This window comes from Mesorhizobium sp. WSM4871 (assembly GCF_055811295.1).
Map to the genome: position 1 here is coordinate 147,287 of NZ_JBVVPU010000016.1, position 15,849 is coordinate 163,135.

The 15,849-nt window shown below is 63.2% G+C and carries 16 protein-coding genes; 10 read left to right on the plus strand and 6 right to left on the minus strand.

The features are described 5' to 3' along the window. Positions 1-8 precede the first annotated feature (8 nt). Positions 9-1,322, minus strand: coding sequence for a YeaH/YhbH family protein (locus AC0L2H_RS28260; protein WP_473593304.1), 1,314 nt, complete (start codon positions 1,320-1,322; stop codon positions 9-11). Positions 1,323-1,341: 19 nt separating this feature from the next. After that, a complete protein-coding gene (locus AC0L2H_RS28265; protein WP_473593305.1) occupies positions 1,342-3,291 on the minus strand; it encodes a PrkA family serine protein kinase in 1,950 nt (649 codons plus the stop codon). Positions 3,292-3,525: 234 nt separating this feature from the next. Between AC0L2H_RS28265 and AC0L2H_RS28270 the strand changes: the two genes are divergently transcribed. Next, complete coding sequence (locus AC0L2H_RS28270; protein ID WP_473593306.1) at positions 3,526-4,332, plus strand: alpha/beta hydrolase; 807 nt, start codon at positions 3,526-3,528, stop codon at positions 4,330-4,332. A gap of 3 nt (positions 4,333-4,335) precedes the next feature. Here the strand turns inward: AC0L2H_RS28270 and AC0L2H_RS28275 are convergent, their stop codons facing one another. Then, positions 4,336-4,638 carry a BolA family protein gene (locus AC0L2H_RS28275; RefSeq protein ID WP_473593307.1) on the minus strand — a complete coding sequence of 101 codons (303 nt, stop codon included), beginning with the start codon at positions 4,636-4,638 and terminating at the stop codon, positions 4,336-4,338. Between the two features lie 193 nt (positions 4,639-4,831). Here AC0L2H_RS28275 and AC0L2H_RS28280 point away from each other — a divergent pair, with 193 nt between their 5' ends. From AC0L2H_RS28280 to AC0L2H_RS28295, 4 genes are all read left to right on the plus strand, one after another. Then, positions 4,832-5,452, plus strand: a complete 621-nt coding sequence (locus tag AC0L2H_RS28280) for a J domain-containing protein (protein ID WP_473593308.1) — start codon at positions 4,832-4,834, stop codon at positions 5,450-5,452. 123 nt (positions 5,453-5,575) lie between these two features. Further along, positions 5,576-6,562: a cobaltochelatase subunit CobS gene (gene cobS / locus AC0L2H_RS28285; protein WP_473593309.1), complete on the plus strand. Its 987-nt coding sequence runs from the start codon at positions 5,576-5,578 to the stop codon at positions 6,560-6,562. Between the two features lie 11 nt (positions 6,563-6,573). Beyond that, the gene (cobT, locus tag AC0L2H_RS28290; RefSeq protein ID WP_473593310.1) at positions 6,574-8,472 is read left to right on the plus strand and encodes a cobaltochelatase subunit CobT; all 1,899 of its coding nucleotides are present in this window, start codon (positions 6,574-6,576) and stop codon (positions 8,470-8,472) included. Next, positions 8,469-9,497 carry an esterase-like activity of phytase family protein gene (locus tag AC0L2H_RS28295; protein ID WP_473593311.1) on the plus strand — a complete coding sequence of 343 codons (1,029 nt, stop codon included), beginning with the start codon at positions 8,469-8,471 and terminating at the stop codon, positions 9,495-9,497. The genes cobT and AC0L2H_RS28295 overlap by 4 nt, the downstream gene beginning before the upstream one ends. A gap of 30 nt (positions 9,498-9,527) precedes the next feature. Here AC0L2H_RS28295 and AC0L2H_RS28300 read toward each other — a convergent pair whose 3' ends face one another. The 3 genes from AC0L2H_RS28300 to rpmB all read right to left on the minus strand — a co-directional run bounded on the left by AC0L2H_RS28300 (position 9,528) and on the right by rpmB (position 11,274). Further along, on the minus strand, positions 9,528-10,202 hold the full coding sequence (locus tag AC0L2H_RS28300; RefSeq protein ID WP_473593312.1) for a hypothetical protein: 675 nt from the start codon (positions 10,200-10,202) through the stop codon (positions 9,528-9,530). A gap of 3 nt (positions 10,203-10,205) precedes the next feature. Continuing rightward, positions 10,206-10,886 (minus strand): queuosine precursor transporter, encoded by a 681-nt coding sequence (locus AC0L2H_RS28305; RefSeq protein ID WP_473593313.1) that lies wholly within the window; start codon positions 10,884-10,886, stop codon positions 10,206-10,208. Between the two features lie 91 nt (positions 10,887-10,977). Next, a complete protein-coding gene (rpmB, locus tag AC0L2H_RS28310; RefSeq protein WP_006328411.1) occupies positions 10,978-11,274 on the minus strand; it encodes a 50S ribosomal protein L28 in 297 nt (98 codons plus the stop codon). Positions 11,275-11,769: 495 nt separating this feature from the next. Between rpmB and AC0L2H_RS28315 the strand changes: the two genes are divergently transcribed. The 5 genes from AC0L2H_RS28315 to AC0L2H_RS28335 all read left to right on the plus strand — a co-directional run. Continuing rightward, the gene (locus AC0L2H_RS28315; protein WP_473593314.1) at positions 11,770-12,570 is read left to right on the plus strand and encodes a DUF3108 domain-containing protein; all 801 of its coding nucleotides are present in this window, start codon (positions 11,770-11,772) and stop codon (positions 12,568-12,570) included. Between the two features lie 43 nt (positions 12,571-12,613). Next, on the plus strand, positions 12,614-13,501 hold the full coding sequence (yddG, locus tag AC0L2H_RS28320; protein ID WP_473593315.1) for an aromatic amino acid exporter YddG: 888 nt from the start codon (positions 12,614-12,616) through the stop codon (positions 13,499-13,501). Further along, positions 13,498-14,169 carry a lysoplasmalogenase family protein gene (locus tag AC0L2H_RS28325; RefSeq protein WP_473593316.1) on the plus strand — a complete coding sequence of 224 codons (672 nt, stop codon included), beginning with the start codon at positions 13,498-13,500 and terminating at the stop codon, positions 14,167-14,169. The genes yddG and AC0L2H_RS28325 overlap by 4 nt, the downstream gene beginning before the upstream one ends. Positions 14,170-14,493: 324 nt before the next feature. Next, positions 14,494-15,078, plus strand: a complete 585-nt coding sequence (locus AC0L2H_RS28330; RefSeq protein WP_473593317.1) for a GNAT family N-acetyltransferase — start codon at positions 14,494-14,496, stop codon at positions 15,076-15,078. Positions 15,079-15,309: 231 nt separating this feature from the next. Beyond that, the coding region (locus AC0L2H_RS28335; protein WP_473593318.1) for a hypothetical protein at positions 15,310-15,849 on the plus strand (540 nt) is incomplete at its 3' end.

A 15,849-nucleotide genomic window follows, 5' to 3' on the forward strand; every position in this document is an offset into this window, starting at 1 on the left:
GCCATATCTCATGCGCTCTTGCTGAGAGCCGGTTGTCGGGCGAAGAGTTGGCGAAAGACCGGGTAGATATCGGCCGGAGCGGCGATGCGCCTTATCTGGAAGTTTGGCCATTTCTGCTCGACGGCACTGTAGGCGCGCCAGAGCGACGTCCCATTGTCTGTCCTGCCGAAAATATGACTTTCCCGTTCATCGATGATTTCTACATAAGCGAAATATTGGCACAGGCGCATGAGCTTGCCGTCGAGCAGTTCTATGCAGCGTTCGGAGTCGGTGGCGAAATTGTCACCGTCGGAAGCCTGGGCGGCATAGATGTTCCATTCAGCGGCCGGATAGCGTTGCTCGATAATGCGGTGCATTTCCGCGAGCGCGGTGGAAACGACGGTGCCGCCGCTCTGGGTGTGGTAGAAGAACGTATGCTCGTCCACCTCCTGGGCCTCGTGAGTATGACGAATGAAGACGATTTCCGTGCGCTCATAGCGTCGCGTCAGGAACAGATGCAGCAGCACGAAGAATCGTTTGGCCAGATCCTTCTCGCGCTCGCCCATCGATCCGGATACGTCCATCAAGCAGAACATGACGGCGCTGGCATTCGGCTGCGGGCGGGGATCGAAGCGATTGAAACGGATGTCGACCGGGTCGACATAGGCGATGCGCCTGCGCCGCCGCTCAAGCCGCTCGAGTTCGTCCCGCAAGGCCTGGATGCGCTCGCGCGCTTTCGCGTCCGGGGGCTCCGACTCAAGCACATCGAGCTGCTCGACGATCGCATCCAGCTCCGCCTGCTTGGGGCGCCCGAGCGCAATGCGGCGACCGTGGCTGTTTCGCATGGTGCGCCCGACATTGATGTTGGTCGGTGACCCGGTTGCCGCGAAACCTGCCCGCTTGGACTTGAATGAAAGGATCTGCTTGAGATTGAGCTTGACCAGATCTGGCAATTCGAGATCTTCGAAAAAGAGATCGAGCACCTCCTCGCGCGAAAGCACAAAGCGAAAGTCGTCCTCTGACGGCTTGCTCCATGGGGCCGAGCCGCCCGCGTCACCGCCCCCGCCAGGTTTGGGGATCAGGTCGCCGGGGGAGAAAGTCCTGTTGCCCGGCAGGATGTGCTGACGCCGGCCGCTGTCCCTGGCATCGTTGAAGGTTGGTTCGCTGGTGTCTTTTTGAGGCATCGGCACGGCATGCTCCCGATCGACCTCGGCGATGCGACCCGACCGGATTTGGTCGCGAATGTTCCGCTTGAGCTCTTCGCGCGCACGCCTGAGGAAGCGCTGGCGATTGCCGAGGCTCTTGTCCTTCGGGTTCAGGCGGCGGTCAATGAAGATCGGCATGGGACCATCCGGGTTTTTCTCAGCCCGCCTTGTTCACCCGCATGTACCAGTCGACCAACCGGCGCACCTGCCGCTCGGTGTAGCCGCGTTCGATCATTCGCTGAACGAATTCATTGTGCCGCTTTTCCGTGACGCTGTCCTGCTTGGAGCCGAAACTGATCACCGGCAAAAGGTCTTCGACCTGGCCGAACATACGCTTCTCGATGACCTCGCGAAGCTTTTCATAGCTTGTCCAGGAAGGGTTGCGGCCGTGGTTCCGCGCCCTGGCACGCAGCGTGAATTTGACCACCTCGTTGCGGAAGTCCTTGGGATTGGCGATGCCGGCCGGCTTTTCGACTTGCGACAGTTCTTTGTCCAGGACCTCGCGATTGAGAATTTGTCCCGTGTCCGGATCCTTGTAGTCCTGATCCTCGATCCAGGCATCCGCGTAGGCGATGTAGCGGTCGAAGAGGTTCTGGCCATACTCGCTGTATGACTCCAGATAGGCCTTCTGGATTTCATGGCCGATGAACTCGGCGTAGCGCGTTGCCAGGTCCGACTTGATGAACTCGAGATAGGCGGCTTCCGTTTCCTTCGGGAATTGCTCGCGCTTGATCGCCTCCTCCAGGATGTACATCAGATGCACGGGATCGGCGGCCACCTCCTTGGTGTCGTAGTTGAATGTCTGCGAGAGAATCTTGAAGGCGAAGCGCGTGCTTACGCCGGTCATGCCCTCGTCGACGCCGGCGGCGTCGCGGTATTCCTGCACCGACTTCGCCTTGGGGTCGACTTCCCTGAGGTTCTCTCCGTCATAGGCGCGCATCTTGGTGTAGAGCGGCGAATTGTCATGCTCCGCCAAGCGGGTGGAGACGGTGAAGCGACTGAGGATATCCAGCACCTCGGGCGCGCAGGGACTGGCGGCCAGTTCGCTTTCTCGCAGCAGCTTTTCGTAGATTTGCCTCTCTTCCGTGATCCGCAGGCAATACGGGACCTTGACCACGAGGATGCGGTCGAGAAAAGCCTCGTTGTTCTTGTTGTTCTTGAACTGCTGCCATTCCGATTCGTTGGAATGGGCAACGACGATGCCCTGGTAGGGGAAGGCGCCGAAATTCTCGGTGCCGTTGTAGCTGCCTTCCTGGGTCGCCGTCAGCAGCGGATGCAGGACCTTGATGGGCGCCTTGAACATCTCGACGAATTCGAGCAGGCCCTGCGTGGTCCGGTTCAGCCCGCCGCTGTACGAATAGGCATCCGGATCGGACTGGCTGAAATTTTCCAATTGTCTGATGTCGACCTTGCCAACCAGGGCCGAAACGTCCTGATTGTTCTCGTCTCCGGGCTCGGTCTTGGCGATGCAGATCTGACGCAGCCGCGAAGGCAACAGCTTGACTACGCTGAACTTGGAAATGTCGCCGGACAGTTCGTCGAGGCGTTTTGCGGCCCAAGGCGAGATAAGCCCGTTCAGGCGGCGGCGGGCGATGCCGTATTTTTCCTCCAGCAAGTCGCCCATGCGATCGGGATGGAAAAGGCCGAGCGGCGATTCGAAAATCGGGCTGATCTGGTTGCCGGCCTTCAGCGTGTAGATCGGGCGCTGCTCCATCAGCTTCTTCAGCCGTTCGGCGAGCGAGGATTTGCCGCCGCCGACCGGGCCGAGCAAATAGAGGATCTGCTTGCGCTCCTCGAGGCCTTGCGAGGCATAGCGGAAATACCCGGCGATGCGCTCGATCGTGTCCTCCATTCCGTAGAAGTCGGAGAAGGAGGGATATACCTTGACCGTGCGGTTCGAAAAAATGCGGCCGAGCCGTTCGTCCTTGCTGGTGTCTACCAGGTTCGGCTCGCCTATCGCCTCGACCATCCTTTCAGGCGCCGAAGCGTACATGGATTTGTCTTCGCGGCAGGCCAGCATATATTGCTGAAGACTGATCTCCTCCTGAGCGGCGTTGGCATAAATCTCCGAAAACAGATCAAAGACGTCGGATTGGTTGTCACGCATGATGGTTGCCTCGGAGCCGACCTGATGCGCAATCGGCTCATCCCTCTAACTGTGGGAAAGCACTATTGTTCCCTTCAAACATACTCGAGTCGGCCGCGATCACCAAGGTTTTCGGGAACCTTCTTTGTGAGGAAGGCGCCGCTATCCGCTCGACCTGTTGCCAATCCTTAACTGGACGCGCGCGGCGCTCGCGTGCACTCTCTTGCTCTTGCCGCAAAGCGGTCGGAGATGGCGATGATCGATCGGCGAAGTTTTGTCCTGGCGTCCATGGCGGCGTTGTTGCCTGCCGGTGCGTCGGCGGCCTGGCGGCCGAGCCAGCCGTCGCCGCATACCGTCGACTATGGACCCGCCAAGCTCGACATCTATGCGCCCGACGGCGCAAGGGGCTGGCCCGTGGTCTTCTTCATCCATGGCGGCGCCTGGCGGATCGGCAACCGCAATAATGTCAACGCCAAGCCGGGCTTCCTGCTCGATAACGGGTTCCTGTTCGTCTCGATCGACTACCGCATGCTGCCGCAGGCCGGCGTCGCGACCCAGGCTGGCGATGTCGAGAAAGCCTATGCCTATGTGCGCGCCAACATCGCCAAATATGGCGGCGATCCCGACCGCATCGCCGTGATGGGCCACTCGGCCGGCTGCCATCTTGCCGCGCTGACCGGCCTGCGCGGCGGGTTGCCCAGCGTCGCGGCCCTCGTCCTTGACGATACAAGGGCCTATGATCTCGAGGCGCTGGCCAGGAGTGGCGGCATGACGCGCACCTATGCCCGGGCCTTTCCAGATCCGGCACAGTGGCGCGCGCTGTCGCCGGCTACGTATATCGAGAGCCGCAAACATCCGCCGACCTTCGTCGCCTACTCGCGCGCAACGGGGCGGGAGCAGGATTCCAAGGCCTTTGCCGCGCGTTTACGCGCCTCCGGGACCGAGGTCACGCTGTTCGACGGCAGCGCCTATTCGCACATGTCGATCAATCGCGATTTCGGCGAGGAGGGCGACGCCTTGACCGCGGCGGTGATGACTTTCCTGCAGGCGACAGTCGTCTGAGACTTACCACCTGGTCTTTTCATCGGGTGCTGCCGGTTCGATCGCCAGCGCGTGCACGCCAGCTTGCAATTCCTCCGCCAGCAATTCGTTGACCGCGCGGTGGCGGTCGATGCGGCTCATGCCGGCAAAGACCGGGGAGACGATGCGGACGCGGAAATGCGTCTCGCCGGTGCCGTCATAGGCGCCATGATGGTCGGAGCCATGGTGGTGATGACCGGCATGGAGATGGCTTTCGTTGATGATGACGAGCCGCTCCGGCGAGAATGCCTTTTTCAGCTTGTCTTCCATCGTTGCCTGTATGGACATTCGCACTTCCCTTCACCACATGTAGCGGGCAGCTACTCCCGAAAATCAGTGCCCTTTTTTCGCGCCCGAAGGACGCGCAATGCCGCCGCCGCGACAAAATATGCCAATCGCCCGCTTTATCCCGCGATTCAGCGGTTAGGGCGATCAACGCGAAAATGTCAATTCTTGTTTCGCACTAGCGAACAGCCCATAAATGGGTGAGATGAAACCGTACCCCAAATATTTCGAGAAGCTTCGCATCCGGCCGGAGAAGGACGCGGAGCTGAAGTCGCGCTCGCCGATCTGCCAGTGGGATGGCTGCAAGGAGGCAGGCACCCATCGCGCGCCGGTCGGACGCATGAAGGAGGGCGAGTATTTCCAGTTCTGCTTCGATCATGTGCGCGAGTACAACAAGGGCTTCAATTATTTCTCCGGTGTGCCGGACAGCGAGGTCGCCCGTTTCCAGAAGGAAGCGATGACCGGCCACCGGCCGACCTGGAAGATGGGCGTCGCCGGCGCCTCGACGCGCTCTTCGCCCGACTTTGCCCAGCAGCGTTCCGGCCGCGCCGGCTATTACAACCGCATGCGCGACCCCTTCAACCTGTTCAACGACCCGAAGGCGCCGCGCGAGCGCAAGGCCAAGCCGCTTGAGGCCAAGGCGCTGGAAACGCTTGGCCTTGATACAAAGGCGACTGGCAAGGATATCAAGGCGCGCTATAAGGAACTGGTGAAGCGTCACCATCCGGATGCGAATGGCGGCGACAGAGGTTCGGAAGACCGGTTCCGCGATGTGCTCCAGGCCTATCGCGTGCTCAAGCAGGCAGGATTGTGCTGAGCAGCCTTACGGTTTGTGTCGTTTTCCAACTTTCATAAGGTTGGAAAAGGCTCTAAGACCGCCCCCGGACAAAATAGATTGCCGGCGAAATCAGGCGTTTCGCCCGTGGAGACGTTGATAGAGATGAACAAGGTCGATCGCGACATCGCCAACCTGCCCGACACAACGGTGTCGGTGAAGGAGAAATTCGGCTTCGACTCCAAGATGGTGGTGCCGGCCTATTCGGTGACATCAGAGCATGTGCCCGACATCGATCCGGACTATCTGTTCGACAAGAACACGACGATGGCGATCCTCGCCGGTTTCGCCTACAACCGCCGCGTCATGGTGTCGGGCTATCACGGCACCGGCAAGTCGACCCATATCGAGCAGGTCGCCGCCCGCCTCAACTGGCCCTGTGTGCGCGTCAATCTCGACAGCCATGTCAGCCGCATCGACCTCGTCGGCAAGGACGCGATCGTGGTCAAGGACGGGCTGCAGATCACCGAATTCCGCGACGGCATCCTGCCCTGGGCCTACCAGCACAATGTCGCGCTGTGCTTCGACGAGTATGACGCCGGCCGCCCGGATGTGATGTTCGTCATCCAGCGTGTGCTGGAATCGTCCGGCCGGCTGACACTGCTCGACCAGAGCCGGGTCATCCGCCCACACCCGGCCTTTCGGCTGTTTTCGACCGCCAATACGGTCGGTCTGGGCGACACCACCGGCCTCTACCACGGCACCCAGCAGATCAACCAGGCGCAGATGGACCGCTGGTCGATCGTCACCACGCTGAACTATCTGCCGCACGACAATGAGGTGAACATCGTGCTGGCCAAGGCCAAGCACTATCGCGACGGCAAGGGCAAGGAGATCGTCAACAAGATGGTGCGGGTCGCCGACATGACGCGTTCGGCCTTCATCAATGGCGACCTGTCGACCGTCATGAGCCCGCGCACGGTCATCACCTGGGCCGAGAATGCCGAGATCTTCGGCGACATCGGCATGGCGTTCCGGCTGACCTTCCTCAACAAATGCGACGAGCTGGAACGCTCGGTGGTGGCCGAGTTCTACCAGCGCGCGTTTGGAGAGGATCTGCCGGAATCAGCAGCCAATGTGGTGCTGGGCTAAGCAGGGTCTCGATGGCGGGTCCGGGCGACAATACGCGCAACAAGTCGAAGACGGGGGCTGAAGCCGACAGCTTCAAGCGCGCCGTCACGGTCTGCATGCGTGCGATTGCCGGCGACAAGGAACTCGAGGTCGGGTTCGCCAAGGATCGGCCCGCACTTGCCGGCAGCCGCGCCCGCTTACCCGAACTGCCGAAGAAGGCCTCCAAGGCCGATATCGCCATCACCCGCGGGCTCGGCGATTCCATGGCGCTGAAGCGCGCCTGCCACGATGCGCGCATTCACAACAAGCTGGCGCCCGAGGGCAAACAGGCCCGAGCCATCTACGACGCGGTCGAGCAGGCCCGCGTCGAGGCGATCGGCAGCCGCGCCATGCAGGGTGTGGCCGACAATATCGGCTCGATGCTCGAGGACAAATACACCAAGGCCAATCTCGTCGACGTCAAGGACAAGGCCGATGCGCCGATCGAGGAAGCACTCGCGCTGATGGTGCGCGAAAAGCTGACCGGCCGCACTGTCCCGAAGAGCGGCGAGCGGCTGGTCGACCTCTGGCGTCCCTGGGTCGAGGAGAAGGCCAGCGCCGATCTCGACGGGCTGTCGGCGAAGCTCGATGACCAGCAGGCTTTCGCCCGTGTCGTGCGCGAGATGCTCGCCTCCATGGAAATGGCCGAGGAACTCGGCGACGACCAGGAGACCGAAGACTCGGAAGACAATGACGACAACCAGCCGCAAGGCGAGGAGCAGAGCGAGGAGGGCGGCGAGGACGATTCCGGCTCCGAGCAGTCGCAGTCCGACGATACCGAGGCGTCGTCCGAGGACGAGCAGTCGGCCGAGACCGAGGCGTCCGACGCCACCGCCGACGATCTGTCCGACGAGGACGATGCGGACGCCGAGACGCCCGGCGAGGCGCGCCGCAACGACAATCCCTTCACCAATCTGTCGAAGGAGATCGACTACAAGATCTTCACCACGACCTTCGACGAGACCGTTGGTGCGGAGGAACTGTGCGAGGAAGAAGAGCTGGATCGCCTGCGCGCCTTCCTCGACAAGCAGCTCGCCAACCTGTCCGGCGTCGTCGGCCGGCTCGCCAACCGGCTACAGCGCCGGTTGATGGCGCAGCAGAACCGTTCCTGGGATTTCGACCTCGAAGAGGGCTATCTCGATCCGGCGCGGCTGGTGCGCATCGTCATCGATCCGATGCAGCCGCTGTCCTTCAAGCAGGAACGCGACACCAAGTTCCGCGACACGGTGGTGACGCTGGTGCTCGACAATTCGGGCTCGATGCGCGGCCGGCCGATCACGGTCGCCGCCACCTGCGCCGACATTCTGGCGCGCACGCTGGAACGCTGCGGCGTTTCGGTCGAGATCCTCGGCTTCACCACCCGAGCCTGGAAGGGCGGGCAGGCGCGCGAGAAATGGCTGAAGGAAGGCAAGCCGCCGAACCCCGGCCGGCTCAACGATCTGCGCCATATCATCTACAAATCCGCCGACCATCCGTGGCGGCGGGCGCGCCGCAACCTCGGGCTGATGATGCGCGAGGGCCTGCTCAAGGAAAACATCGACGGCGAGGCGCTGCTGTGGGCGCACAACCGGCTGATCGCGCGGCCGGAGCAGCGCAAGATCCTGATGATGATCTCGGATGGCGCGCCGGTCGACGATTCGACGCTGTCGGTCAATCCGGGCAATTATCTCGAACGGCATCTGCGCGCCGTCATCGAGCTGATCGAGACGCGCTCGCCGGTCGAACTGCTCGCCATTGGCATCGGTCATGACGTCACGCGCTACTATAGGCGCGCCGTCACCATCGTCGATGCCGAGGAACTGGCAGGCGCCATGACCGAGCAGCTGGCGTCGCTGTTTGGCGAGGAAAGCGCGCGCGAGACGCGGCGCGGCGGTACGCGGCGTGCCGGATGATCCTTTCGCGGGGCGGCTTTCGGCAGACGCTTTTCGCCGCCGCAGCGCTGTTCGTTGCCGATGCGGCCTTGGCGCCGGTCATTGCCGACCCAGAATCGGTTGAGCCGATCGAAATTTCCGCCCGCCCGATCCGTGCGTTCCACATCGGCCGCGCGGAGACGAAATTCGGGCCGCTCGAATTCGTCGGCGGGCTGGAAATGACCTCGTCGTCGCGCGATTTCGGCGCGCTGTCGGCCTTCCGCTTCCTCAAACCCGGCAGCGACTTCATCGGCGTCGCCGACACCGGCTTCTGGTTCTTCGGCACGATCACCCACGATGCCGACAAGCGTCCTTCCGGCATCCAGAACTTCCGTATGCAGCAGATGGTCGAGGCATCGGGCCTGCCGGTCGACGAAAAAGCGGAGGTCGACGCCGAAGGCCTCGCGGTCAAGGACGGCATCGCCACCGTCGGCTTCGAACGCGACCACCGCGTTTCCCAGTTCAATATCGATCCGGACGATATGAAGGCGCCGTTCAAGCAATTGGACTTCCTGATTCCGGCCTGGGAGCTGCGTCGCAATCGCGGCTTCGAGACCGTCACCCGCGCCAATCCCTACGGGCAGCACGAGGGCGGGCTGGTCGTGGTGTCGGAAAAGAGCCTCGACAAATCAGGCAACATCTTTGCCGCCATCATCGAAGGGCCGAGAAAGGGCGTCTTCACCGTCAAGCGCAATGGCGATTTCGACATCACCGATGGCGCCTTCCTGCCCAGCGGCGACCTTCTGCTTCTGGAGCGCAGCTTTACCATGGCCGGCGGCCTGAAAATGCGGGTCCGGCGCATCTACGGCGAAAGTGTCGAAAAGGGCGCCGTTGCCGATGGGCCGGTGCTGCTGGAAGCCGATATGAGCTACCAGATCGACAATATGGAAGGGCTCGACATCTGGACCCGCGACGACGGCGCGCTGATGGTGTCGCTGGTCTCGGACGACAACCACTCGATCCTGCAGCGCAACCTCTATCTGGAATTCATCCTGCACGAGGATTGAGGGGAAGGGCCTGGCCTCGGCCGCCCAAACCTACTGCGCATTGGTCGCCAGCCAGATGACGTGGCGTGCGCCACGCTTGCCGTTGGCGCGGGTCTTGATCTCCTCGACGGCGAAGCCTGCCTGCTTGAGCCGCCGCGTGAAGCCTGCGTCCGGCCCCTGCGACCACACCGCCAGCACGCCGCCAGGCTTGAGCGCGGCACGGGCGGCGCCGAGGCCGGCCGCACCGTAGAGAGCATCATTGGCTTTGTAGACGATCCCTTCCGGGCCGTTGTCGACGTCGAGCAGGATGGCGTCCCAGGTGGATTTCTCCGATCGTATGAGCTGTCCGACATCCGCCTCGCGAATGCTGACGCGCGGATCGTCGAGGCAGCCGCCGAACACCTCTGTCATTGGGCCGCGCGCCCAGGCGACCACGGCGGGCACCAGTTCGGCGACGGTGACGCCGGCATCGGCGCCAAGCTCGGCAAGGGCGGCGCGCAGCGTGAAACCCATCCCCAGCCCGCCGATCAGGATTTTGGGATCAATGCGGCCGGCGATCCTTTCGCAGGAGAGCCTGGCCAGCGCCTCCTCGGAGCCGCTCAGGCGGCTGTTCATCAGCTCGTTGGCGCCGAGCATGATCGAGAATTCGGTGCCGCGCCGCTTCAGGCGAAGCTCTTGTGCGCCGTCAGGGGTTTTTGCGGAGTCTATTTGGACCCAGGGGATCATGCTCTAGACAGCCAGTGCCGGCTGGCTCCAGCGGGCGGCAAGCAACCGGTAGGGGATCAGCGCCACCACGGCGATGAGCAGCTTGACCGAGAGATCGCCGAGTGCCCACGACACCCAGCGCATGGTCTCAACCGGTAGCACGCCCATCAGGGGCGCTGCCTCCAGCGCGAAGCCATCGCTCGGGCCGGCGAAGGCGAAGGCCGCCGAAAAGGCGACGGTGAAGAAGACCAGCGTGTCGACGACCGAGCCGACCAACGTGCCGACGATCGGGGCGCGCCACCAGCTCTGCCGGCGCAGCCGGTTGAACACGGTGACGTCGAGCAGTTGCGCGGTCAGGAAGGCTGCTCCCGAAGCCGCCGCAATGCGCACCAGCCGGTCGGCGGCCGTCTCGAATTCGATCAGGCCGTGGCGGAACAGGAAGGGCGGCACAAGGATCGAACAGACCACCGCCGTCATGAAGCCGACAAGGACGATCCTGCGCGCCACGGCCGGGCCATAGCGGCGGTTGGCAAGGTCGGTGACCAGGAAGGAGAAGGGATAGGTGAAGGCGCCCCAGGTGAGCAAGTCGCCCAGCGACAGGCCGCCGACCGCACCCTGCATCGGGAACTGGACGAGAATGTTCGACGCCACGACGACAAGCGCCATGGCGGCCACGAAAGGCAAATATCGCTGGAAGGAAGTCATTTTTTTATCCTGGGTAATGGAACCAGCGGAGCGCCACCCGAAAGCCGGATCGCGTTCCCTTGTGTTTAGAGGCGGTCGCCCGAAGAAATGCTTAAGCGGCCGGCTGTTCGGCCAGCTTCTTGGCGATCTGCTTCTTCAGCAGGCGGGCGCGCTGCGACAGCTCCTTGGCGTCGGCCTTGGCCAGGAAGGCGTCGAGGCCGCCGCGATGCTCGACCGAACGCAGCGCGTTGGCCGAAATGCGCAGGCGCACATTCTGGTTCAGCGCCTCCGAGATCAGCGTCACATTGACGAGGTTCGGCAGGAAGCGGCGCTTGGTCTTGTTGTTGGCGTGGCTCACATTGTTGCCGGACATGACTGCCTTGGCAGTGAGTTCGCAGGTGCGGGACATGGTTCTAACCTTCAGTTCGCGGTCTGGCCAAACATTCGACCCGCGCCGGGTGGCGCGCGGTTTCGGTCAGGCGGCCTTATGGAAAAAGTTGGCGTTCCATAGTTGCATTTCGCCCGTGCGTCAAGCTCCGTCGGCCAAGCTGCCAATCACCCCAGCAAGGGGCGAGGTCGGATATCACCGTCGGTTCTCGCCATCTCCAAAGCCGATGGCAGGCAGGTTTGTTCTTGCTTTGTGCACTCAGTTATGCTACTAATTTCGGTATGGTGCTGATTTGCGCCGACGATCCGCCTGCGGGACCCGCCGCAAGGCGGCTTTTTATTTCTGGGCCCCCATCGCTTTACCCCCATCGCCTGGCCATTGACCATCCACTGGAGTTCAAGCCCTGACGGCGGCCTTTCATATTAAGGCCGGAATTCAGCCTATAAGCGGTCGCAAAGGGACATGCCAGGCCGATACCGCCGATCTCCGGCCGAAAAACGAGGACCGATCCCCGCCATGCTTCGTGCGTCACATGCTGTTTTCGCCTTGCTTGCCGTTGCGTTGCCGACCGCGACCTCCACTGCGGCGCCTACTGCCGCGCCGCAATCCTTCAAGGGCGAGTACACGGTGTCTTTCCTTGGCCTTTCGGTGGCCAAGGCGACATTCTCCAGCAGTTACGAAGGCGATACCTATTCGATCGACGGGAGCGTCTCCAGCGCCGGGCTGGCCACGCTGTTCGACGATACGCAGGGCACGATCTCGTCAAAGGGCAAGATTTCGGGCAAGCAATTGCAGCCGCAGGCGTTCCGCGCCGATTACAAGTCGGGCAAGAAGGCCTCGATGATCGATATCCAGTTCGCCAATGGCGTCGTGACATCGACCAAGGTCGTGCCGGAGCCGAGGAAGCGCAATCCCAAGAACTGGATAGCGCTGGCAGCCAGCGACCTGTCATCGGTGCTCGATCCGATGGCCGCCACCGTCGTCCATGCCGACAGCCTCGACAAGGTCTGCGGGCGCACGGTGAAACTCTATGACGGCGAGATGCGCGCCAATCTGGTGCTGACCTACGATTCGAAAGGCTCGACCTCGGTGCGGGGCTACAAGGGCGAAACCGTCACCTGCAAGATGGGCTTCGAGCCGGTGGCGGGTTACCGCAAGAACCGCAAAGCACTGAAATACCTCAGGGATCGCGCCGTCATCATGGTGACGTTTGCGCCGGTCGGCCAAACCGGCGTATATGCGCCGATCCACGCCACGGTCACCACGCAGATCGGCACACTCACCGTCAGCGCCGGGCGTTTCGAAGCAACCGAGTAGGCGCGTTTGCGCGCCGCCAGAAATAGGCACAGGGCCGATGGGCATGGCGCGCGCAACACTGATCGGCTTCTCGGCGGTCGCCATGTGGGCGCTGCTGGCGCTGCTTACCGACGCTTCCGGCGCCGTGCCGCCCTTCCTGCTGTCTGCGATCACCTTTACGATCGGCACCGGCGTCGGGCTCGTCGCGCGGCTGTTCATGCCGGTCGCCGACAGGAGCCAGAAGATACCACGTCAGGTCTGGCTGATCGGCGTTGCCGGCCTGTTCGGCTATCATTTCTTCTACTTCACCGCACTGCGCAACGCGCCGGCGGTGGAGGCGAGCCTGATCGCCTATCTGTGGCCGCTGCTGATCGTGCTTGGATCGGCGTTGATGCCGGGCGAGCGGCTGGCCTGGAACCATGTCGCCGGCGCGCTGCTCGGCCTTGCCGGCACTTTCCTGATCGTCACCAAGGGCGGTGGTCTTGCTTTCGACGCGCGCTATGCCTTCGGCTATGCGATGGCCGGCGTCTGCGCCGTGCTGTGGTCGTCCTATTCGCTGTTGTCGCGGCGCTTCCCCTCGGTGCCGACCAGCATCGTCACCTGGTTCTGCGCGGCGACGGCAGCCCTTTCGCTCGTCTGCCATCTCCTGCTGGAAGAGACGGTGTGGCCTGACGGCGCCGTCCAGTGGCTGGCGGTGCTCGGCCTCGGGCTGATGCCGGTCGGTGCTGCCTTCTATGCCTGGGACATCGGCGTCAAGCGCGGCAACATCCAGGTGCTGGGCGCGGCGAGCTATGCCGCGCCGCTGCTGTCGACGCTGGTGCTGATTGCGGCGGGCTTCGCCGAGCCTTCCTTGCGCATTCTCGCGGCCTGCGTGCTCATCACCGGTGGCGCGGCGCTGGCGGCGAAGTCGCTGTTCCTGCGCAAGCCGACGGCGAGCGAGGCGGCGACATGATGCCGTTTCCCGGCGGCATCGACGCCAACGCCAATGCGACACTGGTGTTTTCCGTCGCGGCGGCGGTGATCTACGCTTTCACCCTGGACATGCGGCCGACGCTGGCGCGTTCGGCGGCCAAGACGCTGGCGGTGGCAATGCTTGCCGTGCTGGCAGCGCTGCAGGGCGGGCCATTGCTGCTCGTCGCGGCGCTGGCGCTCAGTGCCGTCGGCGATGCCTTCCTGTCGCGCGACGGCGAAAAGGCCTTTCTCGGCGGACTCGCCAGTTTTCTCGCCGCGCATGTGCTCTATGTCGCGCTGTTCGCGCGCTCCGGCGGCGGGTTCGGGTTGCTCTCGGCCGAACCATGGCGCGGGGCGATTGCCGTGGCGATGGCCGTCTTCGCGCTCGCCATGCTTCTTGCGCTCTGGCGCCGTGTCAGCCCCGCCCTGCGCCTTCCGGTCAGCGTCTATATCGCGGCAATCCTCGCCATGGGGATTTCCGCGCTCACCCTGAATAGCCTTTGGATCATCGGCGGCGCGGTTCTGTTCATGGCCTCCGACGGGCTGCTGGCCGCGGAAAAATTCCTGGCGCCCGCCATCTCGCCGCACCGCGTGTGGATGCGTTACGCGGTCTGGGCGCTGTACTACGCCGCCCAGTTGGGGATTACTCTGGGTTTTCTGCTGGGCTAGGGATCGGGTCAAAATTCAGTACGCTGGCTGCTGGCAATGGCTGGGATTGGTGGGAAGGGGCACTTGGCTTTCGAGCAGCGGGCGCGATTGCGGACGTTCCCGTGAACAAAACCGGTTGACGGCTTTGCGCCCAATCCCGGTCATTCCGCTGGCCCCTGCCGTCCTCCAGAAGCGGACATCGCTGGTGACCAGGAGGACGCTTCAGCTTTTCCAGAACCGCTGAGCCGACAGCAACCGGTATCGCTCCCATTCCATCCGGGTTACGATGTGTGGCTGAGAACGGGCGCGGGCGCCTCGTCGAACCACCTACGTCAGGAGGACAGCGTGAAATCGCCGACGGTGAGAGTTATGGCCTCAGCCGATGAAGATTCAGCGGTCGAGATAATCGTGCTGGCGTTTGCAGCGGACCCTATGGCGCGATGGACCTGGCCGCATGCACACCCGTACCTTGCAGCCATGCCGCGAATGACCCGCGCGTTCGGGCGCAGGGCATTCTCTAACGGAAGCGCCTTTTGCACCGACGGCTACGCCGGGACGGCGCTGTGGCTGCCACCCGGCGTGCATTCCGACGAGGAAGAGCTTGGCGCCGTGCTCGAGAGCACGGTTGAATCCTCCCTCGCCCCTGAAACCGCGGCCATATTCGAGCAGATGGCCACGTACCACCCGATCGAACCGCATTGGTACCTGCCCCTGATCGGCGTCGACCCGGCGCATCAAGGCGCAGGTCACGGCGATGCCTTGATGGCGTACGCACTCGCGCAGTGCGACCGCGATCACGCGCCGGCCTATTTGGAATCCTCGAACCCGCGCAACATATCATTCTACCAGCGGCACGGCTTCGAACCGCTCGGCGCGATCCAGGTCGGTTCGTCGCCGACGCTCATCCCGATGCTGCGGCGACCTCGTTGAGCGTCAGTTTGATCAGATAGTTTGACTCTGTGGGACGTTCAGGACGGCCACGGAGATGCCGAGCACGCCGTCGAAGCCGCGCACCTGACTTTGTCAATCTCGATAAGCCTGCAACTCGCAAAGGCATCGCGCTCTTCCGTGAATCGTTCCAGCAGTTTGGCTATTCCCTCGCGCAGTTGACTAAGGCACGAGGCTGAAATCAGATGTCGCCCAGGTTTTGGGGGGATAGGAATGCAGATCGTCATTGTCGCAGTCGCGCTGGTGGCCGTCCTGGTGCTGGCGCCCGTGCCTGTGCTGATCGGTGCCCTCGTGGGCCGTTACGCGGCTTCGCTCGTCAAACGCCGAAGGTTCGTCCAAATCCTGTCCGCGCCCGGCGACGTCGATTTCCTTACCTTGTCGGTCCTCGGCACCAAGATGACGGTGGAGACCGATCTGCTCCGCCTGTCGAAGCATTTCCGGCCGGGCGCGAGCGCTATGCTGCCGCCGCTGCTTGGCGTCGCGGCGACGGTCGCCTTCGTCTGGTTCGTGCCCTTGGCGCCGGTCTGGAACGCGTTGGTCGTCGCTCCGATCTTCGGCCTGTCGATAAATCCGTCGCTCAACACCTTTGTCGCCTTCATCTGCGGCCTGCCGGTCGTGGGGGGGGGGGGGGGGGGGGGGGGGGGGGGGGGGGGGGGGAGGGGGGCGGGGGGGGGGGGGGGGGGGGGGGGCGGCGGGGCGGGCGGGGGGGGGGGGGGGGGGGGGGCGGCGGGGGGGGGAGGGGGGGGGGGGGGG